At 72.6% G+C, this 23,716-nt stretch carries 19 protein-coding genes and 1 riboswitch; of the genes, 7 read left to right on the top strand and 12 right to left on the bottom strand.

The annotated features are described in order from the left end of the window. Positions 1-30: 30 nt before the first annotated feature. The gene (locus ACIQAC_RS39085; protein ID WP_402200186.1) at positions 31-777 is read left to right on the top strand and encodes a ZIP family metal transporter; all 747 of its coding nucleotides are present in this window, start codon (positions 31-33) and stop codon (positions 775-777) included. A 20-nt stretch (positions 778-797) separates the two neighbouring features. Here the strand turns inward: ACIQAC_RS39085 and cobI are convergent, their stop codons facing one another. The 9 genes from cobI to ACIQAC_RS39040 form a co-directional block, all read right to left on the bottom strand. Continuing rightward, positions 798-1,532 carry a precorrin-2 C(20)-methyltransferase gene (cobI, locus tag ACIQAC_RS39080; protein ID WP_402200185.1) on the bottom strand — a complete coding sequence of 245 codons (735 nt, stop codon included), beginning with the start codon at positions 1,530-1,532 and terminating at the stop codon, positions 798-800. Next, positions 1,529-2,977: a cobyrinate a,c-diamide synthase gene (locus tag ACIQAC_RS39075; RefSeq protein ID WP_402200182.1), complete on the bottom strand. Its 1,449-nt coding sequence runs from the start codon at positions 2,975-2,977 to the stop codon at positions 1,529-1,531. Before ACIQAC_RS39075 ends, cobI begins: the two co-directional genes overlap by 4 nt. Further along, complete coding sequence (cobO, locus tag ACIQAC_RS39070) at positions 2,974-3,573, bottom strand: cob(I)yrinic acid a,c-diamide adenosyltransferase (protein WP_402200180.1); 600 nt, start codon at positions 3,571-3,573, stop codon at positions 2,974-2,976. Before cobO ends, ACIQAC_RS39075 begins: the two co-directional genes overlap by 4 nt. Then, positions 3,573-5,579 carry a putative cobaltochelatase gene (locus ACIQAC_RS39065; RefSeq protein WP_402200178.1) on the bottom strand — a complete coding sequence of 669 codons (2,007 nt, stop codon included), beginning with the start codon at positions 5,577-5,579 and terminating at the stop codon, positions 3,573-3,575. The genes cobO and ACIQAC_RS39065 overlap by 1 nt, the downstream gene beginning before the upstream one ends. Beyond that, on the bottom strand, positions 5,576-9,235 hold the full coding sequence (gene cobN, locus ACIQAC_RS39060) for a cobaltochelatase subunit CobN (RefSeq protein ID WP_402200177.1): 3,660 nt from the start codon (positions 9,233-9,235) through the stop codon (positions 5,576-5,578). The genes ACIQAC_RS39065 and cobN overlap by 4 nt, the downstream gene beginning before the upstream one ends. Next, on the bottom strand, positions 9,232-10,737 hold the full coding sequence (locus ACIQAC_RS39055) for a cobyric acid synthase (protein WP_402200175.1): 1,506 nt from the start codon (positions 10,735-10,737) through the stop codon (positions 9,232-9,234). The genes cobN and ACIQAC_RS39055 overlap by 4 nt, the downstream gene beginning before the upstream one ends. Then, a complete protein-coding gene (locus tag ACIQAC_RS39050) occupies positions 10,734-11,780 on the bottom strand; it encodes a cobalamin biosynthesis protein (RefSeq protein WP_402200172.1) in 1,047 nt (348 codons plus the stop codon). Before ACIQAC_RS39050 ends, ACIQAC_RS39055 begins: the two co-directional genes overlap by 4 nt. Positions 11,781-11,879: 99 nt before the next feature. Further along, positions 11,880-12,022, bottom strand: a riboswitch (cobalamin riboswitch). A gap of 167 nt (positions 12,023-12,189) precedes the next feature. After that, positions 12,190-12,414, bottom strand: coding sequence for a hypothetical protein (locus ACIQAC_RS39045; RefSeq protein WP_402200171.1), 225 nt, complete (start codon positions 12,412-12,414; stop codon positions 12,190-12,192). Between the two features lie 40 nt (positions 12,415-12,454). Further along, entirely contained in the window at positions 12,455-13,696 is a 1,242-nt protein-coding gene (locus ACIQAC_RS39040; protein WP_402200169.1) for an anion permease, read from the bottom strand. Positions 13,697-13,948: 252 nt separating this feature from the next. Here ACIQAC_RS39040 and ACIQAC_RS39035 point away from each other — a divergent pair, with 252 nt between their 5' ends. The 3 genes from ACIQAC_RS39035 (at position 13,949) to ACIQAC_RS39025 (ending at position 17,812) form a co-directional block, all read left to right on the top strand. Further along, on the top strand, positions 13,949-14,668 hold the full coding sequence (locus tag ACIQAC_RS39035) for a class II aldolase/adducin family protein (RefSeq protein ID WP_402200167.1): 720 nt from the start codon (positions 13,949-13,951) through the stop codon (positions 14,666-14,668). Between the two features lie 288 nt (positions 14,669-14,956). After that, on the top strand, positions 14,957-16,093 hold the full coding sequence (locus ACIQAC_RS39030) for an alpha/beta hydrolase (protein ID WP_402200166.1): 1,137 nt from the start codon (positions 14,957-14,959) through the stop codon (positions 16,091-16,093). Between the two features lie 324 nt (positions 16,094-16,417). Then, on the top strand, positions 16,418-17,812 hold the full coding sequence (locus ACIQAC_RS39025) for a hypothetical protein (RefSeq protein ID WP_402200164.1): 1,395 nt from the start codon (positions 16,418-16,420) through the stop codon (positions 17,810-17,812). A gap of 34 nt (positions 17,813-17,846) precedes the next feature. Here ACIQAC_RS39025 and ACIQAC_RS39020 read toward each other — a convergent pair whose 3' ends face one another. Together ACIQAC_RS39020 and ACIQAC_RS39015 are read right to left on the bottom strand one after the other, a co-directional pair. Continuing rightward, positions 17,847-18,260, bottom strand: a complete 414-nt coding sequence (locus ACIQAC_RS39020) for a VOC family protein (RefSeq protein ID WP_402200162.1) — start codon at positions 18,258-18,260, stop codon at positions 17,847-17,849. Between the two features lie 122 nt (positions 18,261-18,382). Then, the gene (locus tag ACIQAC_RS39015) at positions 18,383-19,273 is read right to left on the bottom strand and encodes a neutral zinc metallopeptidase (protein ID WP_402200159.1); all 891 of its coding nucleotides are present in this window, start codon (positions 19,271-19,273) and stop codon (positions 18,383-18,385) included. A 398-nt stretch (positions 19,274-19,671) separates the two neighbouring features. On the opposite strand from ACIQAC_RS39015, the gene ACIQAC_RS39010 reads away from it, so the two are divergent. The 3 genes from ACIQAC_RS39010 to ACIQAC_RS39000 all read left to right on the top strand — a co-directional run bounded on the left by ACIQAC_RS39010 (position 19,672) and on the right by ACIQAC_RS39000 (position 22,843). Next, positions 19,672-21,270 (top strand): ABC-F family ATP-binding cassette domain-containing protein, encoded by a 1,599-nt coding sequence (locus ACIQAC_RS39010; protein ID WP_402200156.1) that lies wholly within the window; start codon positions 19,672-19,674, stop codon positions 21,268-21,270. 373 nt (positions 21,271-21,643) lie between these two features. Beyond that, on the top strand, positions 21,644-21,859 hold the full coding sequence (locus tag ACIQAC_RS39005; RefSeq protein WP_401427646.1) for a helix-turn-helix domain-containing protein: 216 nt from the start codon (positions 21,644-21,646) through the stop codon (positions 21,857-21,859). A 144-nt stretch (positions 21,860-22,003) separates the two neighbouring features. Then, the gene (locus ACIQAC_RS39000; RefSeq protein WP_402200153.1) at positions 22,004-22,843 is read left to right on the top strand and encodes an enoyl-CoA hydratase/isomerase family protein; all 840 of its coding nucleotides are present in this window, start codon (positions 22,004-22,006) and stop codon (positions 22,841-22,843) included. Positions 22,844-22,859: 16 nt separating this feature from the next. On the opposite strand, the gene ACIQAC_RS38995 is transcribed toward ACIQAC_RS39000, so the two are convergent. Next, entirely contained in the window at positions 22,860-23,654 is a 795-nt protein-coding gene (locus ACIQAC_RS38995) for a nucleopolyhedrovirus P10 family protein (protein ID WP_402200151.1), read from the bottom strand. Positions 23,655-23,716: the final 62 nt, after the last annotated feature.

The raw sequence follows: 23,716 nt of genomic DNA, 5'->3' as shown, positions 1-23,716 counted from the left end.
GCGGGCGCCCGCTTCGGATAGCAAGGGCACATGGCGGTGTTCGTCGCGCTCGGCGCGTTCCTGATGACGCTGGCCGGCGGCTGGACGGCACAACGGGTGACGGACCGCCGTCACCTGGTGCTCGGTCTGGCCGGCGGCCTGATGCTGGGTGTGGTCGGCCTCGACCTGCTGCCCGAGGCGCTGGAGGCGGCGGGCCGCGAGGTGTTCGGCGTACCGGCCGCCCTGCTGCTCTTCGTCGCCGGTTTCCTCGTCGCTCATCTGGTGGAGCGTCTGCTGGCCGCCGCGCACGGCGGCGACGAGCACGGCGGCGACGAGCACGGCGGCGACGAGCACCGGCGCACACCCGAGGTGGGCCTCACGGCGGCCGGCGCGATGGTCGGCCACAGCGTGATGGACGGTGTGGCGATCGGCGCCGCGTTCCAGGTCGGCGAGGGCATGGGCCTGGCCGTCGCCCTGGCGGTGATCGCCCACGACTTCGCGGACGGCTTCAACACGTTCACCCTGGCGAGCCTGTACGGCAACGCCCGCCGCAAAGCCGTCGCCATGCTCGTCGCGGACGCCGTGGCCCCGGTGGTGGGCGCGGCCTCCACGCTCTTCGTGACCATCCCGCAGCCCGTACTGGGCGGCTATCTCGGCCTGTTCGGCGGCGCCCTGCTCTATCTCGCGGCGGCGGAGATCCTCCCGGAGGCCCACCACAGACACCCCGCGGGCCCGACCCTGCTCTGCACGATCGCGGGGGCCGGTTTCATCTGGCTCGTAGTCGGCATCGCGGAGTGAGCGCGGCCCTCTCCCACGGCTCACAACTTGCCACCCCGTCCGCCGTCCCGCCGCGCGGGCGCGATCAGCGTCGACAGATACGGCAGCGGACTCCCGTCCAGCTCCCCGGCAGGTCGAATCGATTCCTCGGCCAGTCCGAGAGCGGACCCCCACACGGCCCCGTCGAGCCGCCCGCTGTCCCGCAGCGCCTCCGCGACCTCGGCGGCCTGCCGCCCGAACTTGTAGGCGACCACGGTCCCGGGTCCGTTCAGAGCGTCCTTGAGCACCCCGGCCCCGGCGGTCACCGGCACCAGCGTCAGCGGCTCGGTGCCCTCGGTGAGCACGGCCCCCGACCGGGCGGCAAGGTCCTGCATGGCGGTGATGCCCGGCACGGTCTCGACGACGGTCCCCGGCACCAGTTCGGCGATGGTCTGCGCGAGATAGGTGAAGGTGGAGTACACGTTCGGGTCGCCGATGGTCGCGAAGGCCACGGAGGTGTGCGCACCGAGCAGTTCGGCGACCCGCCGCCCGGCCGCGTCCCACGCGGCCTCCCGCCGCGCCCGGTCCGTCCGCTCGTTCAGCGCGAACACGACCCGGACGACCTTCTCCTCGGGCACGTAGTGCAACACGGTCGCCTCGGCCCGCCCGCGTTCCCCGCCGTCCATCACGGGCACCACCACGACGTCCGCGCCGCGCAGCGCGTTGACGCCCTTGACGGTCACCAGCTCGGGATCACCGGGCCCGACCCCGACTCCGATCAACTTGCTGCTGCTCATGACGTCCGGCACCTCTCCACGAACCGACGGGCGACACCGGGCGCCGAAGCCCAGTGCGTGTGCAGATAACTGGCGTGCACACCACGCTGTACAAAACCCTCAAGACGCCGAGTGGGCACCCGTACCCCCCAGGCGGCCTCACCGCCCGCCCCCGGCTCGACGACGGTCCGGTGGAACTCGTGCCCGCGCATCCGGGTCCCGGCCTCGGCCAGCACACTGTCGCTCACGGCGACCGCGTCGCGATACCCGAGCGTCAGCCGCTCGGTCATCCGCGCGGAGACGTCCAGCACCCCGCACATCTCCTGCCCGTCCAACTCCCGGCACAGATACAGCAGCCCGGCACACTCGGCGGCGATGGGCGCCCCCGACCCGGCGAGCACGGAAACGGCCTTGCGCAGCGGCACATTGGCAGACAATTCACCGCCGTACACCTCGGGAAACCCACCCCCGAGAACAAGCCCCCGAGTCCCGTCGGGCAGCCCTTCGTCCCGCAACGGATCAAACACGACCACGTCGGCCCCGGCAGCGGAGAGCAACTCGGCGTGCTCGGCATAGGAGAAGGTAAAGGCGGCCCCACCCGCAACAGCCACCACGGGCTTTTTCAGCCCGTCCGGCGCTTGAGGACGAGGCCCTTCGGGCCGAAGGGGGGGTCCGGGGGCAGAGCCCCCGAGGTCGGGAACGGGAAGGGGCGGCGGGGGCGAGGAAACCACAGCCTCAGCCGCATCCCACGCGCCCCCGCCGAGCGCCGGAGCGCCCCGCGCCAACGCGAGCAGCGCCGACAGATCACACCCCTCCCGCACCTGCGAAGCCATCGCCGCAACCCCGTCCACGGCATCCCCCCGCCGCTCGGAAACCGGCACGAGCCCAAGATGCCGAGAAGGCGTCCCCACCTGGGCAACGCGCCGCAGTACCCCGAACACCGGCACCCCGGACGCGTCCAGCGCCTCCCGCAGCATCTCCTCGTGCCGATCCGAGGCGACCTTGTTGAGGATGACGCCCGACACCCGCACCTCGGGATCCCAGGACGCGAACCCGTGCACCAGCGCGGCCACGGACCGGGCCTGCGACGAGGCGTCGACGACCAGCACCACCGGCGCCCGCAGCAACTTCGCCACCTGCGCCGTCGAGGCCAGCTCCCCTTCCCCGGCGGCCCCGTCGAACAGCCCCATCACACCCTCGACGACGGCGACATCACACCCCCGCGCCCCGTGCAGGAACAACGGCCCGACCAGCTCGGTGCCACACAGATACGGGTCGAGATTCCGCCCCACCCGCCCGCTCGCGAGCGCGTGATACCCGGGATCGATGTAGTCCGGCCCCACCTTGTGCGGAGACACGGTGAGCCCCCGCGAGGCGAACGCGGCCATCAGCCCCGTGGCGACGGTGGTCTTGCCGCTGCCCGACGAGGGGGCGGCGACGACCAGCCGGGGGACGGAGGAGGTCACCACTCGATGCCCCTCTGCCCCTTCTGTCCGGCGTCCATCGGATGCTTGACCTTGGACATGTCGGTGACCAGATCGGCGTACTCGACCAGTTGGTCCGGCGCGTTCCGCCCGGTGATCACCACGTGCTGCTGACCGGGCCGGTCCCGCAGCACCGACACGACCTCGTCGACGTCGACCCACCCCCAGTGCAGGGGATAGGCGAACTCGTCCAGCACGTACAGCCGGTACGTCTCGGCGGCGAGGTCGCGCTTGACCTGCTCCCAGCCCTCGCGGGCCTTCTCCTCGTTGTCGAGCTGCGCGTCCCGCTGGACCCAGGACCAGCCCTCGCCCATCTTGTGCCAGTCGACGGTCCCGCCCTCGCCGGAGTCGCCGAGCACCCGCAGCGCCCGCTCCTCGCCGACCTTCCACTTCGCCGACTTGACGAACTGGAACACCCCGATCGGCCACCCCTGGTTCCAGGCCCGCAGCGCGAGCCCGAACGCGGCCGTCGACTTCCCCTTGCCGACGCCCGTGTGCACCACGACCAGCGGGCGGTTGCGCCGCTGACGTGTGGTGAGCCCGTCGTCCGGCACCACACTCGGCTGCCCCTGAGGCATTACGCGGCCCTCCTCTGTACGTCCTTGACCAGCCCGGCGATCGACTCGGCCCGCAACTCGTCGAGCGTCACAGCCGTCCCGCCCAGCTCGCCGGCGACCTGCCCGGCCAGCCCGAGCCGCACCGGCCCCGACTCGCAGTCCACGACGACCGACGCGACCCCGTCCGCGGCGAACAGCCGCGCCGCCCGCCCGGCCAGCACCACCGGCTCAGGACCCCCGGTGGCCCGGCCGTCCGTCACGAGCACCATCAGCGCCCGCCGGGCCGGGTCCCGCAGCCGCTCCACCCGCAGCACGTCGTGGGCCCGCAGCAGCCCGGCCGCGAGCGGCGTACGGCCACCCGTGGGCAGCGACTCCAGACGCACGGCCGCGGCGTCCACGGACGACGTCGGCGGCAGCGCGACCTCCGCGGCCGACCCGCGGAACGTCACCAGACCCACCTTGTCCCGGCGCTGATAGGCGTCGAGCAGCAGCGACAGCACGGCACCCTTCACCGCGCTCATCCGCTGCCGGGCCGCCATCGACCCGGACGCGTCGACCACGAACAGCACGAGGTTGCCCTCGCGGCCCTCCCGGGTCGCCTGCCGCAGATCGTCCCGCCGCACCACCAGCCCCCGCCCGGACCGTCCGCGCGCCCGCTGGTGCGGGGCGGCGGCCTGGATCGTCGCGGCCAGATGCAGCTTGGTCAGCGCACCGCGCGGCCGGCGCGCCCCGGTGGTCCTGCCGTGCTCGGTCCGCGCCCGCGAACGCCGCCCGGCGGCACCCTCACCGATCCCCGGCACACTCAGCACCTTCGTACGGAACGGCTCCGAGGCCCGTACGGGCGACTGCTCGCCGCCCCCGGCCGGCCGCTGCTCGCCCTCGCCCGACTCCTCGGGGCGCGCCCCGGCGTCGTCGCCGGCCTGCGGCCCGGTGTCGGGCTGTCCGCCGCCACCGCCGGGACCGCCGTCGGGCGGCCCGTCCGGATCGGGGTCGTCGTCCTGCTCGGACTCGGGGGAGCCACCGAACTCCTCCAGCGTCTCGTCGAGCTTGTCCTCGTCGAGGCCGGGCGCGTCGAAGGGGTTGCGGCGGCGCCGGTGCGGCAGCGCGAGCAGCGCGGCCTGCCGGACGTCCTCCGCCAGCACCTCCGTACGGCCCGCCCACGCGGCCAGCGCGGTCGCCGTACGGGCCATCACGATGTCGGCCCGCATCCCGTCGACCTCGAAGGCGGCACAGGTCGCCGCGATCTGCCGCAGCGCACCGTCGCCGAGCACCACCGACGGCAGCAGCGCCCGCGCGGCCACGATCCGCGCCCGTACGGCACCCTCCTCGTCCGACCAGCGCCCGGCGAAACCGTCCGGATCGTCGTCGTAGGCGAGCCTGCGGCGCACGACCTCCACCCGCTGGTCCGGCTCGCGCGAGGCCGCGACCTCGACGGTGAGACCGAACCGGTCGAGCAACTGCGGCCGCAGCTCGCCCTCTTCGGGGTTCATGGTGCCGACGAGCAGGAACCGGGCCGCGTGCCGTACGGAGACACCCTCGCGCTCCACGTACGAGGCGCCCATCGCCGCCGCGTCGAGCAGCAGGTCGACCAGGTGGTCGTGGAGGAGGTTGACCTCGTCGACGTAGAGGATCCCGCGGTGGGCGTCGGCGAGCAGGCCGGGCTCGAAGGCCTTCACCCCCTCGGCGAGGGCCCGTTCGATGTCGAGTGCGCCGACCAGGCGGTCCTCGGAGGCGCCGACGGGCAGTTCGACCATCCGGGCGGCGCGTTGTGTGCCCGGCCCGGCCTCGTGCGGGCCGTCCGGGCAGGCCGGGTCGGGGGCGGCCGGGTCGCAGGAGAAGCGGCAGCCGGCGACCACCGGCACCTGTGGCAGCAGCGCCGAAAGGGCCCGTACGGCCGTCGACTTGGCCGTGCCCTTCTCGCCGCGCACCAGCACACCGCCGACCGCCGGGGACACGGCGTTCAGCAGCAGCGCGAGCCGCAGGTCGTCCTGGCCGACAACGGCCGTGAACGGAAACGGGGTGGTCACTTCTCCTCGCCCTCCAAGTCGCCTTCGAGCTCCAGATAGGTGGCGCGCAGCCGCTCCAGCGTCTCCGCGTCCGGCTCCGCCCACAGCCCACGCTCCGCCGCCTCCAGGAGCCGCTCGGTGATGCCGCGCAGCGCCCACGGGTTGGACTGCTTCATGAAGTCCCGGTTCTCCGGGTCGAAGACGTACTCCGCGCTGAGCTTCTCGTACATCCAGTCGTCCACGACCCCGGCGGTGGCGTCGTAGCCGAAGAGGTAGTCGACCGTGGCCGCCATCTCGAAGGCGCCCTTGTAGCCGTGCCGGCGCATCGCCGCCATCCAGCGCGGGTTGACCACCCGGGCGCGGAACACCCGGTGGGTCTCCTCGCCCAGTGTGCGGGTCTTGACCTGGTCGGGGGTGGCGGAGTCGCCGACGTACGCCTCGGGGCTGGTGCCCGTCAGATGGCGGACCATGGCGACCATGCCGCCGTGGTACTGGAAGTAGTCGTCGGCGTCGACGAGGTCGTGCTCGCGGGTGTCGACGTTCTTCGCCGCGACCGCGATCCGCCTGAACGCCGTCTCCATGTCGCCGCGCGCCGCGCGCCCGTCCAGCCCGCGCCCGTAGGCGTAGCCGCCCCACACCGCGTACACCTCGGCGAGGTCCGCGTCGGAGCGCCAGTTGCGGGCGTCGATCAGCGGCAGCAGACCGGCGCCGTACGCGCCCGGCTTGGAGCCGAAGACCCGGGCGGTCGCGCGCCGCCGGTCACCGTGCTCGGCGGTGTCCTCGTCGGCGTGCGCCCGCACGTAGTTGCGGTCGGCGGGCTCGTCCAGGTCGGCCACCGTCCGTACCGCGTCGTCGATCAGTCCGACGACGTGCGGGAACGCGTCCCGGAAGAAGCCCGAGATCCGGACCGTGACATCGATGCGCGGCCGGCCCAGCTCGGCCAGGGGCACCACCTCGAAGCCGGTCACCCGGCGTGAGGCGTCGTCCCAGACGGGACGGCAGCCGAGCAGCGCGAGGATCTCCGCGATGTCGTCGCCCTGGGTGCGCATGGCGGACGTGCCCCACACGGTCAGGCCGACCGACTTCGGATACTCCCCGTTGTCGTCCAGGTAGCGCTGCACGAGCGAGTCGGCGAGCGACTGCCCGACCTCCCAACTCAGCCTGGACGGGATGGCCTTGGGGTCGACGGAGTAGAAGTTCCGGCCGGTCGGCAGGACGTTGACCAGACCGCGGGTCGGGGAGCCCGACGGGCCCGCCGGGACGTAACCGCCGCGCAACGCCCGGACGATGTGGTCCAGTTCGTCGGTGGTGCGCGCGAGCCGCGGCACGACCTCGTCGCAGGCGAACCGCAACACGGCGACGGCGTCCGGGAGTTCGGCACCGAGCACCTGACGGACGAGGGGCTCGCTCTCGGCGGTCGCCCACCCGCGCTCCTCCATGCCCTCCGCGAGTCGCCGGCACAGCTGCTCAAGGAGGTCGATCGCGTCGGCGGCCGACCGCGCCGGCCCGTCCACCAGCCCGGTCAGCTCGGCCGGCACCTTCACCGGGGCGCCCGGCTCGGCCAGCAGCTCCTTCTCGACCAGACCGAAGTGCGCGGCGAGCGACGCCCGCAGCCCCGGGAGCGCGTTCGCCTGCCCGCCCCACACCTGCGAGGCCCGCAGCACGGCGAGGACCAGGTTGACACGGGCCTCACCGACCGGACCACCGCCCAGGATGTGCAGTCCGTCGCGGATCTGCACGTCCTTGATCTCGCAGAGATAGCCGTCGATGTGCATCACGAACTCGTCGAACGCGTCGTCGTCCGGCTGGTCGTCGACATGCAGGTCGTGGTGGAGCTCGGCGGCCTTCACCAGCGTCCAGATCTGCGCGCGGACGGCCGGCGCCTTCGTCGGGTCCAGGTCCGAGACCAGCGCGTACTCGTCGAGCAGCTGCTCCAGCTTCGCCAGATCGCCGTAGGTGTCCGCACGCGCCATCGGCGGTACGAGGTGGTCGACCACGGTGGCGTGTCCGCGCCGCTTGGCCTGGGTGCCCTCGCCGGGGTCGTTGACGATGAACGGGTAGACCAGCGGCAGTTCGCCGAGCACCGCGTCCGGCGCGCAGCCGCCGCTCAGCCCGAGCCCCTTGCCGGGCAGCCACTCCAGCGTGCCGTGCTTGCCCATGTGCACCACGGCGTCCGCGCCGAAACTGTTCTCCAGCCAGCGGTAGGCCGCCAGGTAGTGGTGGGAGGGCGGCATGTCGGGGTCGTGGTAGATCGCGATCGGGTTCTCGCCGAAGCCGCGCGGCGGCTGGATCATCACCACGACGTTCCCGAACTGGAGGGACGCGAGCACGATGTCGTCCCCGTCGACGTACAGCGAGCCCGGCGGCTCGCCCCACGCCTCCAGCATGCCCTCCTTGAGCGCCGGTTCGAGCTTGTCGAACCACGCCCGGTAGTCCGCCAGCGGCACCCGCGCGGGCGCCGCGGCCAGCTGGTCCTCGGTCAGCCACTCGACGTCGTGCCCGCCCGCCTCGATGAGCCGGTGGATCAACTCGTCGCCGCCGGACGGATATCCGCTCACCCCGTACCCGGCCTCCCGCAGCGTGTCCAGGACCCGCACCGCCGACGCGGGGGTGTCCAGACCGACCGCGTTGCCGACCCGTGAGTGCTTGGTCGGGTAGGCGGTGAAGACGAGCGCGATCCGCTTCTCCGTGTTCGGCTTGTGCTTCAACCGCGCGTGTCGTACGGCGATCCCGGCCACCCGGGCGGCCCGCTCGGGGTCGGCGACATACACCGGCACGTCGTCCGGCCCCTGCTCCTTGAAGGAGAACGGCACGGTGATCAGCCGCCCGTCGAACTCCGGGATGGCGACCTGCATCGCCGCGTCCATCGGCGACAGCGCCGCGTCGGACTTGTCCCAGGCCTCCCGCGACGACGTCAGACACAGCCCCTGGAGCACCGGCACGTCGAGGTCGGCAAGCGCCCCGATGTCCCAGGCCTCCTCGTCACCGCCGGCCGACGCCTGCGAGGCGTGCGTGCCACCGGCGGCGAGCACGGTCGCGACGAGCGTGTCGGCCCGGCCGAGGATCTCGTACAGCTGCGGATCGGCGCCGCGCAGCGAACCGCAGTACACGGGAAGGGCGTTGGCGCCGCGCGCCTCGATCGCGTCGCAGAGCGTGTCGACGAAGGCGGTGTTGCCGCTCGTCTCGTGCGCCCGGTAGAAGAGCACACCGACGGTCGGCCGCCCCTCCTCGTGGGCGCGCTCGCCGTGGACGCCGAACTCGGGCATCTTCCGCGGCTCTTCGAAGCCCTCACCGGTCAGCAGCACGGTGTCGGACAGGAACCGGGCCAGCTCGGTGAGGTTCCCGGGCCCGCCCTCGACCAGATACCGCAGGGCCTCGGCGACCACCCCGGCCGGCACGGACGACTCGGCCATCAACTCGGCGTCGGGCACGGCCTCCCCGCCGAGCAGCACGGTCGGAACCCCGGCCGCCCGCAGCGCGGCCAGTCCGTCCTCCCAGGCCCGCTTCCCGCCCAGCAGCCGTACGACGGCGATGTCCGCCCCGTCGAGCAGCGCGGGCAGCTCCTCGGTCACGTGTACGCGGGTCGGGTTGCCGATCCGGTAGGGGGCGCCGGAGGCACGCGCCGCCAGCAGATCGGTGTCGGCGGTCGACAACAACAACACAGTGCCAGTGGTCATACGGGCGCTCCCGGTGGAATGAAGGGCAGTCCTTGCGGCGCGCCGGACTCGATGAGCCGCCACAGCGCGTCCGTGTCCGCGTGCTGTTCGATGAGATCGCCGAGCCGGTCGAGCTGCTCCTCGCGCAGCGCGGCGAACGTGGTGTCGGGTGCGGGCACAAAACGCCGGCCCGCGGCGGCGGCCACCTCGCGCAGGAACGCCCGCCGGAACCCGTCCGACTCCAGGGAGCCGTGCCAGTGCGTGCCCCAGGTCTGACCGACCCGGCACCCACCCAGGAACGGGGTCCCGCCCACGACATCGGCGACCCCGTGATGGATCTCGTACCCGGCGACCGGCTCCCCGAGGGCCTCGCCGACCGGCCGCGTGAGGGTCTTCTCGCGCGCGAACCGCACCCGCACCGGCAGGATCCCGAGCCCGTCGACATGACCGGCCCGGCTCTCCACGTCGTCCTCGATGTGCTCGCCGAGGAGCTGGAAGCCGCCGCAGATGCCGAGCGTCGGCAGCCCCTCGGCGGCCCGCCGTGCCAGCGCCCGCGCGAGCCCCCGGTTCCGCAGCCACTCCAGGGCCTTCACCGTGCCCCGGGTGCCGGGCACCACGACCAGGTCCGCGTCGGCCAGTTCCTCCGGCCGGTCCACGAACCGCACGACCACACCGGGTTCGGCGGCGAGCGCGTCGACGTCCGTGAAGTTCGACATCAGCGGCACGGCACAGACGGCGACCCGCAGCACGTCCTCGCCGACGGGCGGCGCGACCACGGACTCCCGGACGGTCCCGCGCAGCGAGACGCGGAGCCCGTCCTCCTCGTCGATGCCGAGCCCGTGCCGGAACGGCAGCACGCCGTAAGTGGGCCGCCCGGTGAGCCCCTTGAGCATGTCGAGCCCGGGTTCGAGTAGGGAGACGTCCCCGCGGAACTTGTTCACGAGGAACCCGGCGACCAGCTCCTGGTCCTCCGGCGACAGCAGGGCGACGGTCCCGAAGAAGGACGCGAAGACGCCACCCCGGTCGATGTCACCGACCACCAGCACGGGGAGCCGGGCGTTCCTGGCGATCCCCATGTTCACGATGTCGGTCCGCCGCAGATTGATCTCGGCCGGACTGCCGGCCCCCTCACAGATCACCGCGTCATACGTGCCCCGCAGTTCGGCAAGACAGTCGAGCACGGTCCCGAGCAACTGCTCCTGCCGCCCGCCGTGATAGCCCCGGGCAGTCATCTCCCCCACGGGCTTCCCCATGAGCACAACCTGACTGCTCCGGTCACCGCCGGGCTTCAGCAGCACGGGGTTCATCAACGCGGTCGGCTCCACCCGGCAGGCCTGCGCCTGCATGGCCTGGGCCCGCCCGATCTCGGCACCTTCCCGGGTGACGAAGGAGTTGAGCGACATGTTCTGCGCCTTGAAGGGCGCGACCCGGACCCCCCGCCGAACCAACCACCGACAGATCCCGGCGGTCACCACACTCTTCCCGGCATCAGAGGTGGTCCCGGCAACCAGCAGCCCCGTCACGCGGCACCTCCGGCGGTCTGCTCGCGCTGCGTGCTCGGCACCGGCTGTGGGCAGGCGTTGCGCAGGGCGACGGGGAGGGTGGGCACAGCCCCCAACGCCGGGTGCCGCTGCAACCGGCCCCGCAGCAGCGCAGCCCCCGCACTGACGCCGAGCGCCATCCACTGCACGCGCCGCGACAACCGCACGGCACGTTCCACGTCGGCCATGGCGACCGCCCGCCCGGAACGATTCAGCACAGGCCGCCGCTCAACCCGCCCCGCGTACGACAAGGTCCCGCCGAGCCGTACCCCCAACGCCCCCGCGAACGCCGCCTCGACAACCCCGGCATTGGGACTCGGATGCTCGGCGGCATCGGCACGCCAAGCCCGTACAGCCCCCACCCGATCCGCCCCGGCGACCACAGCGAGCACCCCGGTGAGTCGCGCCCCGGGCCACCCGGCCACATCGTCCAGCCGGGCCGAAGCCCACCCGAACCGCCGGTACTTCACCGACCGGTGCCCCACCATCGCGTCCAGCGTGTTCACGGCCCGGAACCCGAGCAGCCCCGGCACCCCACCCACGGCCCCCCACACCAACGCCCCCACCACCGCGTCGGACGTGTTCTCGGCGACGGACTCGACCACAGCGCGAGCGATCCCGTCGGCGTCGAGCGCCTGCGGATCCCGCCCGCACAGATGCGGCAACCGTGCCCGCGCCCCCTCGACGTCCCCGGCCTCCAGCGCCCGCCCGATCGCCCGGGCCTCCCGCCCGAGGGAAGTCCCGCCCACGACGGCCCAGGTGGCGGCACCGGTCAGCGCGACGGACGCGGCGGGGGAGGACCGTACAACGCGCGCGGCGACGGCACCCAGAGCCACGGCACCGCCCGCGCACACGGCGGTGTGCAGCGCACCCCACCCGCGGTGGTCGCGCCACAGCAGACGTTCCACGGCACCGGCGGCCCGCCCGAAACCGGCGACCGGATGCCCGCGGCGGGGATCGCCGAGGAGCAGGTCACCGAGGAGCCCGGCGGCGGCGCCGTACGCGAAGACGCGATCGGCACCCATCGGCTCAGCCGGCCGTGCGGTCAGGAAGTGTCCTGGTACGGAATCTCGTTCGGCAGCCGAGCATGGCGATATGTCCTCACTCAGGGTGTCCGCGCCCTGATTCGACGAGACCGGCGGTGAGAGTTCCTGGCTCCCGGGGGTTTCTTCCCCGGTGACAGTGGCGGGACCGCGCCGGATTCACACCGGCTTCCTCTTCTGCCGCCGTACATGGCCCCGGCAGTCCACCACGGGGTTGGAAGACCCGTCAACTTGCCGTTGACCTGCGAAGGGAGAGTGTGCTGAGGCCCACACCGCCCCTGTCGGAAACACCGCCGAGGGCGGGTACGGAACCATGTCCCGTACCCGCCCTCGCGGTCTGCCGCTGTGCCGCCGCCGGGCGACGATCGTGCCGCCGGGCGAGATCGTGCCGTCAGGCGACGATCAGATAGATCCCGTACGCCACCGCCGCCGCGCACGCCGCGAAGCACGCGTACGCGCCGGTGACCGCGAGCGCCGCGCCGCCGCCGGCCTGCGCGACCGCGCGCTCGCGGCGCGACAGACCCATCACGCCGAGGGTGAACAGGCCGACGAGGGCCACGGTGACCACGAGGCTGACGCCGAAGACGGAGCCGAGTGCCGCCCAGTCGATCTTCATGCTGGTGTGTCCTTGGGGGAGTGGGGAGGGGTGGGCGGGCTCAGACGCCGGCGCGTGGCGCCGCGGCGTCGGCGGAGGCGGCCGGGACGGCCGGCGCGGGCAGGGTGGCGGCCAGTTCGTCGGCCGGGCCCGCGGGCGGCGGGGTCACGGCGGCGATGGCGGCGGTGACCACGCCCGGCTCCTCGGTGCCGTTGACGTTGGTGTGGTCGACGACCTCGCGGCGGGACAGCTTCCAGATCCAGGCGCTGGAGCCGATCAGGAACGCGGCCACGAACCCGGTGCCCCAGGCCCCGAAGCCGGTCACCCACTCGGCGACCGCGCCGACCAGCGCGGCGGCCGGCAGCGTCAGGCCCCAGGCGATGAACATCCGGGTCGCCGTGGACCAGCGGACCACACCGCCCTTGCGGCCCAGGCCCGCGCCCATCACCGAACCCGAGACGGAGTGGGTGGTGGAGAGGGAGAAACCGAGGTGCGAGGAGGCCAGGATGACCGTCGCGGCGCTGGTCTGGGCGGCGAAGCCCTGCTGCGGCTGGAGATCGGTCAGGCCCTTGCCCATGGTGCGGATGATGCGCCAGCCGCCGAGGTAGGTGCCGAGCGCGATGGCCAGGCCCGCGGAGAGGATCACCCAGGTGGGAGGGTCGGAGTCGGGGGCGAGGCTGCCGCCGGCGACCAGGGCGAGGGTGATGATGCCCATCGTCTTCTGCGCGTCGTTGGTGCCGTGGGCCAGCGAGACGAGGCCCGCGGAGGCGATCTGTCCGGCCCGGTAGCCCTTGGCGGCGGCCTTGCCGTCGGCCTTCTTGCCCAGGGTGTAGGTGAGCCGGGTCGCGAGCATCGCGGCGAGGCCGGCCACGATCGGGGCGGCGATCGCCGGGATCAGCACCTTGGTGACCAGCGCGTCGCCGTGCACGGCACCGACGCCGGCCGAGGCGATGGTGGCGCCGATCAGACCGCCCATCAGGGCGTGCGACGAGGAGGACGGCAGACCCACCAGCCACGTCAGCAGGTTCCACAGGATCGCGCCGACCAGGGCGGCGAAGATGACCTCCGGCTGGATACCCGACTCGTCGACGAGCCCTTTGGAGATCGTGTTCGCGACCTCCACGGAGAGGAAAGCGCCCACGAGATTGAGGACGGCGGACATCGCCACCGCGATCTTGGGTCTCATGGCGCCGGTCGAGATGGTCGTGGCCATCGCGTTCGCTGTGTCGTGGAAACCGTTCGTGAAATCGAACGCGAGAGCAGTGACCACCACAATCGCGAGGATCAGCGAGAAGCTTTCCATTTACCCAGGCATTCGTTCGAAGGTCATCGGCCGGATGAACCTAAGTAACCCAGATGAACGACGGGTGAACTGAAGGGGGATCCGTGGTTGCCGGGGTGGGTGGTTGACGTTCCGTTTTCCCGGGACCGAACCCGGTACCGCACACACACCCCGTGTGCCGCACGGACCACACCCGCGTCGCGACCCTCCCCGGCCGCTCCGAGGACGCCCGAAGAGACTCTGGTCACTTTCCTTTGCTGGCAGGATCGCGCCATGGCTGAGCAGCGACAGGACCAGCGGGACCCACGGGACCCACGGGGCGACCGGAACGACGCGCGACGGGCAAACGAGGCGGAGGCGGAAGCCTGGGAGGCGCTGGTGGCGACGGCGCGCCGCACGGTCACCGACGGCCTGGTGGTCGGCACCTCCGGCAACGTCTCCGTCCGCGTCGACGACACCGTACTCGTCACCCCGTCGGGAGTGCCGTACGACCGCCTCCGCCCCGACGACATCACCGGCGTCGACCTGGACGGCCGACAGGTCCTCGGCACGCTCGTCCCGACCAGCGAGCTGCCCATGCACCTGGCCGTCTACCGCGCCACCGACGCGGGCGCCGTCGTGCACACCCACGCCGTCCACGCGACCGCCGTCTCGACCCTGGTCCAGGAACTCCCGACGATCCACTACATGACCGCGGCACTCGGCGGCCCCGTCCGCGTCGCCCCCTACGCGACCTACGGCACGAAGGAGCTGGCCGAGAACATGCTCCGCGCCCTCGCCGACCGCTCCGGCTGCCTCCTCCAGAACCACGGCACCGTCACCTACGGCACCACCCTCGACCAGGCCTACGACCGCACAGCCCAACTGGAATGGATGTCCCACCTCTGGCTGACCGCCTCCGCGATCCCGGACCGGACCCCCACCCTCCTGACCACCCCCCAACTAACAGAAGCAACCCAAAAAATGCACACCTACGGCCAACACCGCCCCTAGCCCCCACCCAGGGCCGCGGGAAACTGCGCATCGTTATGAGGGGCGCGGGGAACTGCGCGATCTTTTCGGCGGCCGAGGAAACGGCACATCCTCTCGGACGGCACGGCGAGCCCACCCAGGGGCGCGGGGAACTGCGCGACCAGCCACAACAAGCCCGCACCCGCACTCCACACCTTCAAAGGCAACACCTTCAAGGGCAACACCTTCAGGGGCAACGGGCCGGGCCCGAACCAACCCCGGCCACCCCTCCCACTGGCCCCAAAGAAGATCGGCCAGGACACTGGACCCGTGCGCACTGTCAAAGCGACGGCCACAGCCGTCACCGTAGCCCTGGCAGCCGGCGCGGCAAGCGTGGCCGCCGGACGGCTCGCCAGCGACGCCGCGCTCAAGGCGCCGCCCGGCCGCCCCCTGCCGACCGAGCCCCGGCTCACCGTGCACGGCACGGCCGCCGGCCAGATCACCCTCACCCGGCACCTGGCCTCGCTGCGCCCCGGCACCTACGGCCTCACCGGCGACCTCTCCCACGCCGTCGTCGGCCCCGTCCTGACCGCCGCGCCCCACTCCGCCGACACCGTCGTACGCCGCCTCGAACGCGTCACCCACGGCAACCCCGCCGCCGGCGACCACGTCTGGCTCACGCCCGGCCTCCACATCGGCGACCCCGGCACCGCCCTTGACCTGGACCACACCGACGTGGGCGTCCCCGCCGAACTCGGCGAACTCCCCGCCTGGTTCGTCCCCGCCGCCCGGGACACCTGGGTGATCGCCCTGCACGGCCTGGGCACCACCCGCGAACACACCATGAACCTCATCCGGTTCCTGCACGACCAGCGCTTCCCGGTCCTCGCCCCCGCCTACCGCGGCGACCCCGGCGCCCCCCGCTCCCCGGACGGCCTGAACCATCTCGGCCAGACCGAGTGGCGCGACGTCGACGCGGCGATCCGGTACGCCGTCCGCTACGGCGCCCGCCAGGTCGTCCTGCTCGGCTGGTCCACCGGCGCCACCATGGCCCTGCACGCCGCCACGCACTCCGCCGTACGCAACCGGGTCTCCGGCCTCGTCCTGGACTCGCCCGTGCTCAGCTGGCAGACCACGCTGAAGGCCCTCGCCACGGCCCGCCGCACCCCGGGCGCGCTGCTGCCGCTCGCGGTCCGCGCCGCCCAGGGCCGCACCGGCCTGCACACCGCCACCGGCACCGACCCGGCCGCGCCCCTCACCGCCGACCGGCTCACCGTGCCGACCCTCGTCGTCCACGGCCCCGGCGACCAGGTCGCCCCCTGGGACATCTCCCGCCGCTTCGCGGCCCGCCGCCCCGACCTGATCACCCTCCACGAGGTCGACAACGCCCCCCACGCAGCCATGTGGAACGCGGACCCCGGGACCTACGAGGAGACCCTGCGCCGCTTCCTCGTCCCCCTGATGTGAGCCGGGCCCCGCGGCAGACCTGACACACCCGCGGAGACCCGACACACCCGGGGCGGATCGCGAGGCGCCCTCCGGTAGCCGGCCGCGGCACGCCCCGAAGTGACACCGGGCCGCCAACTCCCCCCGCCCCCAACCGACTTCCCCGCACCACCCGTCCCGCACCCCCGTCTCCCGCCACCCGGTCGCGACGGTTCCGTTTAAGCCCGTACCACTGGCCTGATCGCGCCTGTTCACCGCCCTTCAGGTCCCGCCCGTTGGCCAGTCCCGTAGCCCGCCGTGACATTCCGTTTGGGTTTTCCGACCGTCAACCGGAAGACTGCACCCGTGACGTCCCGTATCCCGCGCGACTCCAGGCTTCGACTTGTCCGCCCGCGACCCCTGGCCGCCGCCCCCCGAGCGATGAACCAGCGGCGCTCGCGCCGACCCGCCCCCCGCCCCCCGGAGGGCACCCCGGCACCCGCGGAGCTGGCCAGAATGGCCCGCTCGGGGCTGGCCGGAGCCGCCCGCGTGGCCCGCTGGGCCGACACCGCGCTCAGCCCCGGGCGGGACGACGCCACCACCGACGGCATGGCGACCCTCTCCGCCCCCACCGCCGAACGGGCCGCCGCCGAGCTGGGCCTGACCCCGGCTCAGGTCAGCGCCGACTGGGACACCGCCCGCCTCGCCGGCCTCGTCGAGGTGCACGGCGACGTCGCCCGCCCCGGCTGGCGGCTGCGCGCCTGGGACCGCGACGACAGCGCCGTACTGCGCGGCTGGGTCGCCCTCTTCGACGCCTGGTCGCTCGCCCACCCCGAGCCGCGGGGCCATGAGCCCGCCGCCGTCGCCGAGGTCGTCTCGGCCATGCCCCAGGTGCTCTCCTTCCTCCAGCTCTCCGCCGGCTCCGTCCCCGTCGAACAGCTCCTGGACCTCCTCCAGCAGCGGGTCGGCGAACTCCGCACCGAGCGCTGCGAAATCCCCTACGGCCCCCAGCCGGAGCCCACCCCGCCGAGCGACGACACCGCCCTCGCCCCGCTCCTCGACTGGGCCCTGCACGCCCTCGCCTCCGTCGGCGCCCTCACCTACGGCGACGCCCAGGCCACCCTCACCCCGCTCGGCAGCTGGGCGGTCTGGGTCAAGCTGGAGCAGATCTGCGTCGCCGCGCAGAGCCCCGCCGGCAACATCGAGGCCGCCGCCGAGGACATGCTCCGCGGCTGCTCCCAGCTGCGCCCCAACGCCGCCCGCGCCGAGTACCGCGCCTGGCTCGCGGCCCGGCCCGTCGGCAGCGCCGTCACCGAACTGCTCGACGCCGCCCGCGGCGAGGACGCCCTGCTGCGCAGCCTCGCCTTCGAGGCGCTGCGGGTCGTCGGCGCCCCCGCCGAGCCCGGCGTCCGCACGGTCGTCGACGAGCCGACGCTGCGGCCCTACGCCCTGCTGTGGCTCGCCGAGCACGACGGTGCCGACCCCGAGGACGCCCACGAGGTGCTCACCCGCGAGGAGGCCACCTGGCTATGGGTGGACACCGCGGCCGCCGTCGCCGACCACGGAGAGGCCCCGCTGCTCGTCCGGCACCTGGAGTCCGCCGTACAGCCGACCGTGCCCGCGCTGCTCGACGAGGTGCGCGCCGTCGGCCACCCGCGGACCGTGCAGGTGCTGGTCGCGCTCGCCGCCGCGCACCCCGATCCGGCCCTGGCCAAGGCCGTCCGCCGCGCGGCCTTCCAGGTGCACACCGGGGGGCGCTGACCGACCGCGAGCGGACCCGGCGAGGCGCCCGGCGTCAGCCTTCTATCGCCGGCGCGTACGTGCCGAAGCTCCAGATGTTGCCCTCGATGTCCCGGGCCATGTAGTCGCGGGAGCCGTAGTCCTGGTCCGTCGGGGGCATCAGGATCTCCACGCCGTGGTCCACGGCCCGCTGGTGGTGGCCGTCGACGTCGTCCACCACGACGTACACCCCGCACGGGCCCGCGCCCTTCATCGTCGCGTCGAACAGCCCGCCGCGGCCCTTCGAACCGACCATCACCGCGCCGTTGCCCTGCACCAGCTCGGAGTGCATCACCGTGCCGTCCTCGCCCTCGTACAGCGCGAGTTCGGTGAATCCCAGTGCCTCGGTGAGCTGGCGGACCGCCGCCTTCGCGTCCGTGTACAACAGCGTCGGGTAGATGCTGGGCCGCCCGCCATTCGTGCCTGCCATGCCGATCACTCCCTTGTGAAGCCGTGCCGGGGTACTGCCGGAAAGGGCGCGATGCGCCGGATCCGACTTGGTTTTCAGTGTTGCACCCGCCACTGACAACGCCGCCCGGGCGCCGTCCGGCCTCAGCCGAAGGTGTTGCAGCGGGCCATGTCGCCGGTGCGGTAGCCCTGGTAGAACCAGTCCTGGCGCTGCTGCGACGACCCGTGCGTCCAGTTCTCCGGCGTCACGCGTCCCTGATAGCGCTCCTGAATCCGGTCGTCGCCGACCGCGGCCGCCGCGTCCAGTCCGTCCCGGATGTCCGCGTCGGTCAGGCTGGTGATCAGGGGCCGTCCCGTCGACTCGTCCTTCGTCGTGGTCGCGTGACTCGCCCACACCCCGGCGTAGCAGTCGGCCTGGAGCTCCACCTTCACGGCGTTGCTGTTCGCACCGGTCAACCCGTCCTGCGACCGGCCGAGCGTGCCCATCAGGTCCTGCACGTGATGCCCGTACTCGTGCGCGACGACGTACGCCTGCGCGAACGGTCCGCCGGTGGAGCCGAACTTCGTCCGCAGCTCCTCGAAGAAGCCGAGGTCGAGATAGACCTTGCGGTCGCCGGGGCAGTAGAACGGCCCGACTGCCGAGGTCGCCGCGCCGCACGCCGTGCCGACGCGTTCCGCGAAGAAGACGGTGGGGGAGCGGGAGTAGGTGCCGCGCCGGCGCTGGAACTCCTCGTCCCAGAAGTCCTGGACGCTGTTGACGACGGCCACCGTCCGGCAGTCGTCCTTCGTGTTGGCGTCCTGTCCGGTCCGGCAGGTCTGCTGGACCTGCGCGAGCGAGGACGCGGTGGCGGCGGGCTGCTCGTCGCCGGACGACAGGCCCAGCTGGTCCGGGCCGACGCCGAAGAACAGGCCCAGCAGCAGGGCGAGCAGGCCCGCGAGGCCGCCGCCGACGGTCGCCCTTCCGCCGGGGATGCGGCTGCCGCGGACGTCCTGCACCTCGGAGGTGTCGAGACGGGCGTCGTCGTCGAACTGCATACGGGCACCACCCTTGCGACTGCGCCGGCCTCTTCCGGCCATCCTCACCCGGCTCGGTGCTCGCGACGCCGGTCGGCGGTCCGAACGGGCGACGGCGCCTGTTCTTCGGCCGCGGGCCCGGTGGGGGCTGGTCGCGCAGTTCCCCGCGCCCCTAAAGCAGACGCGGGCCTGCGTGCCGTATGTCACGTCCGGGGTGTGGGCCGTGCGGCTCATTGCCGTCGGCCTGCGTGGACGGAGTGCCTCCCGGCACCCGCCGGGTTCTCCGGGCCGGTGTGCCGGGAAAACTGGTTGCACGGCCCCGTTAGACTGGCCCCATGGCCATTCTCCTCGTGCACTAGACGGCGCGGGTACGTCCTCGAACCGTCCGTCCCGCCACCCACCCGCCCTGGAGTCTGTCCGTGATTTCCGCCTCCGGCATCGAGCTGCGCGCCGGTGCCCGCATCCTCATCGAGTCCGCCACCTTCCGTGTCGCCAAGGGCGACCGCATCGGCCTGGTCGGCCGCAACGGCGCGGGCAAGACCACCCTCACCAAGGTGCTGGCCGGCGAGGGCCAGCCCGCGGGCGGCACCGTCACCCGCTCCGGCGAGGTCGGCTACCTCCCGCAGGACCCGCGCACCGGCGACCTCGACGTGCTCGCCCGCGACCGCATCCTGTCCGCGCGCGGCCTGGACGTACTGATCCGCAAGATGCGGGAGAACGAGCAGCGCATCGCCAACGGCAAGGGCACCACCCGCGACAAGGCGATGAAGCAGTACGAGCGCCAGGAGACGGAGTTCCTGACCAAGGGCGGGTACTCCGCGGAGGCCGAGGCCGCCACCATCGCCGCCGCGCTGAACCTGCCCGACCGGGTGCTCGGCCAGCCCCTGCACACCCTCTCCGGCGGTCAGCGCCGCCGTATCGAGCTGGCCCGGATCCTGTTCTCGGACGCCGACACCCTGCTGCTCGACGAGCCGACGAACCACCTGGACGCCGACTCGATCATCTGGCTGCGCGACTACCTGAAGACGTACCGCGGCGGCTTCATCGTGATCTCCCACGACGTCGACCTGGTCGAGACGGTCGTCAACAAGGTGTTCTACCTGGACGCCAACCGCTCCCAGATCGACGTCTACAACATGGGCTGGAAGCTCTACCAGCAGCAGCGCGAGGCCGACGAGAAGCGCCGAAAGCGCGAGCGGCAGAACGCCGAGAAGAAGGCCGCCGCACTGCACTCGCAGGCCGACAAGATGCGCGCCAAGGCCACCAAGACGGTCGCCGCGCAGAACATGGCCCGCCGCGCGGACAAGCTGCTCAGCGGTCTGGAGGCCGTCCGGCAGTCCGACAAGGTCGCCAAGCTCCGCTTCCCCGAGCCCTCGCCCTGCGGCAAGACCCCCCTCATGGCGGAGGGCCTGTCCAAGTCGTACGGCTCGCTGGAGATCTTCACCGACGTCGACCTGGCCATCGACAAGGGCTCCCGGGTCGTCATCCTCGGCCTCAACGGCGCGGGCAAGACCACCCTGCTGCGGCTCCTCGGCGGTGTCGAGAAGCCCGACACCGGCGAGGTCATCGAGGGCCACGGCCTGCGGCTCGGCTACTACGCGCAGGAGCACGAGACCCTCGACCCCGAGCGCACGGTCCTGGAGAACATGCGCTCCGCCAACCCGGACCTCGACCTGGTCGAGGTCCGCAAGACGCTGGGCTCGTTCCTGTTCTCCGGCGACGACGTCGAGAAGCCGGCCGGTGTGCTCTCCGGCGGCGAGAAGACCCGCCTCGCCCTCGCCACCCTCGTGGTGTCGTCGGCGAACGTGCTGCTCCTCGACGAGCCCACGAACAACCTCGACCCGGCCAGTCGCGAGGAGATCCTCGGCGCCCTGCGCACCTACAAGGGCGCGGTCGTCCTGGTCACCCACGACGAGGGCGCCGTCGAGGCGCTCCAGCCGGAGCGGATCATCCTGCTGCCGGACGGCGTCGAGGACCTGTGGGGCTCCGACTACGCCGACCTCGTGGCGCTCGCCTGAGCCCGGCGGACGGCCACCCGGCCGTCACCGGGGCTTGATCGAATGGATGATCCACTGAGTATGGATCATTCGGCCCATCGGTGATCCATCATCTGTGTGAGATCTCCTCGTACTGAGGTGTGTCCTACATCCATTTCCCGGCGAATCCCTTTGTCGACAAGGCCTCTCTTGTGGCGCGCGTCTGACCAGGAACTTCGCGGAAGAACCCGTTCGGCGGTATCGCTCGGATTCCATGGAATCCCTGATTCCGCTTGTGGGGATGTGCTCCTGTCGTCAAAACCATGTCCCACGGACCTTGCCGAATGGGTGGCCATGAAGCCCCGGAGGGGTGATCATGAGGAGACCAGAGCGCACTTCCCATGAGGAGGCACGGGTGGCCGAGACTCTGAAGAAGGGCAGCCGGGTAACCGGCGCCGCGCGCGACAAGCTCGCGGCAGACCTGAAGAAGAAGTACGACGCCGGTGCAAGCATCCGGGCCTTGGCCGAGGAGACCGGTCGTTCGTATGGCTTTGTGCACCGGATGCTCAGCGAGTCGGGCGTCACGCTCCGTGGGCGTGGCGGGGCGACGCGGGGCAAGAAGGCCGTCTAGGCCTCAACCCCGGGCGGCCCATCGGCTCCGATGGCGATGGTGGTCACCCGGTCGGTCGGCCGATCGGCCGGGTGGTTACTGTGCAGTCACTTATGTGTGCCCCAGTAGGGCACACACGATGACGGCACCCACCGGAGGCGTTCCATGGCTTCGCTCGACCCGGCAAACGATCCGGCAATCGACCCGGTAAGCGATCCGGCAATCGATCCGGTTTTCGACAAGGACGGTGTACGGCTCACCGTGGACGACGCGCTCGCCACGGTGACGCTCGGCAATCCGGCCAAGCGCAACGCGCAGAGCCCCGCTCTGTGGCGCGCGCTTGCCGAGGCCGGGCGGTCTCTGCCGGGCACCGTACGAGTGGTCGTGCTGCGTGCCGAGGGCAAGTCGTTCTCGGCCGGACTCGACCGGCAGGCGTTCACGCCCGAGGGCTTCGACGGGGAACCGTCGTTCATCGACCTCGCGCGTGGCACCGACGCCGAACTCGACGCGGCCATCGCCGAGTACCAGGACGGTTTCACCTGGTGGCGGCGGAGTGACCTCGTGTCGATCGCAGCCGTTCAGGGGCATGCGATCGGCGCGGGGTTCCAGCTTGCTCTCGCGTGTGACCTGCGCGTCGTCGCCGACGACGTGCAGTTCGCGATGCGCGAGACCAGCCTCGGACTCGTCCCCGACCTCACCGGCACCCACCCGCTGGTGAGCCTCGTCGGGTACGCCCGCGCGCTGGAGATCTGCGTGACCGGGCGCTTCGTCCAGGCCGACGAGGCCCAGCGCATCGGCCTCGCCAACCTCGCCGTGCCCGCCGACCAGCTCGACGGCGCCGTACAGGACCTCACCGCCGCACTGCTGGCCGCGCCCCGCGACGCCGTCGTCGAGACCAAGGCGCTGCTGCTCGGTGTACCCGGCCGGACCTACGAGGAGCAGCGCGCCGCCGAGCGCCAGGCACAGGCCCGCCGCCTGCGCGACCTCGCGGGACTCGGCGACTAGGACCGGGACTCGGCGACTAGGACGGGCCCACCGCCGTCACCAGCACCGCCACCGAGGGGCGGCCGGACAGCCGGCCCACCTTCGTGCGGACCGCGCGGGCCACGTCCAGCGTCCGGTGGTCCGCGTCGACGGCGATCTCCACACGCACATGACGGCGCGGCACGGCCGTGCCGTCGCCGGCGCCGTCCTCGATGTGCACCGCACGGCCCAGACCATCGAGGGCACCGGTCAGCCGGCTCACCCCGGGGACACCGAGCACGGCGCCGGCGACCCGCTCCTCGTCGGTGGCCGAGGCGGTCGACGGCGGTACGCCGCCGGAGACCGGCTCCTGCTCCGAGTGGGCCAACGTGTGCTCCCGACTTGCCGGGGCCCGTCCCGGGCGTGTCGACGTCGGCTCCGGACCGGCCGTCGCGTCCGCCTCCAGCAACCCGGTCACCCGCAGGTCCACCTCGTCCACCGTCAGCCCGAGCCGCCGCGTCGCCGCCTCGGCCAGCGCGTCGCGCAGCCGCGACGCCGTCGCCGGGAGGGGTTCGGCCGCCGTCGCCGAGAAGTCGGCCGTCACCCGCAGTGGCCCCGGAGGCAGCGCGCTCGGCGGGGCCGGTACGGCCGCCTCGTGCGTCGGGGCCGCCTCGGCCGGCGCGATCCGCAGCGCCCCGAGCCGCACCCCGGGCACCGCGTCCGCCGCCCGCCGCAACACGGTCGCGGCCGCCGCCTCCGCGATCCACACGCCGTCCCGCGCACCGCCCAGCGGCAGCAGTCTGCCCAGGCCCAGCCGGTGCCGTACTTCCCGCGTCCATTGGTCCGCCGTCATTGCTCCAGCCTGCCGCATTCCCGGCGCGCTGCCGGGCAACCCCACTTACGGTGGTCGAAGGG

It is taken from the genome of Streptomyces sp. NPDC088387 (assembly GCF_044753385.1).
Taxonomy (GTDB): Bacteria; Actinomycetota; Actinomycetes; order Streptomycetales; family Streptomycetaceae; genus Streptomyces.
The sequence above is the reverse complement of the archived record's forward strand: the minus strand, read 5'-3'. Positions and strand labels throughout refer to the sequence as shown.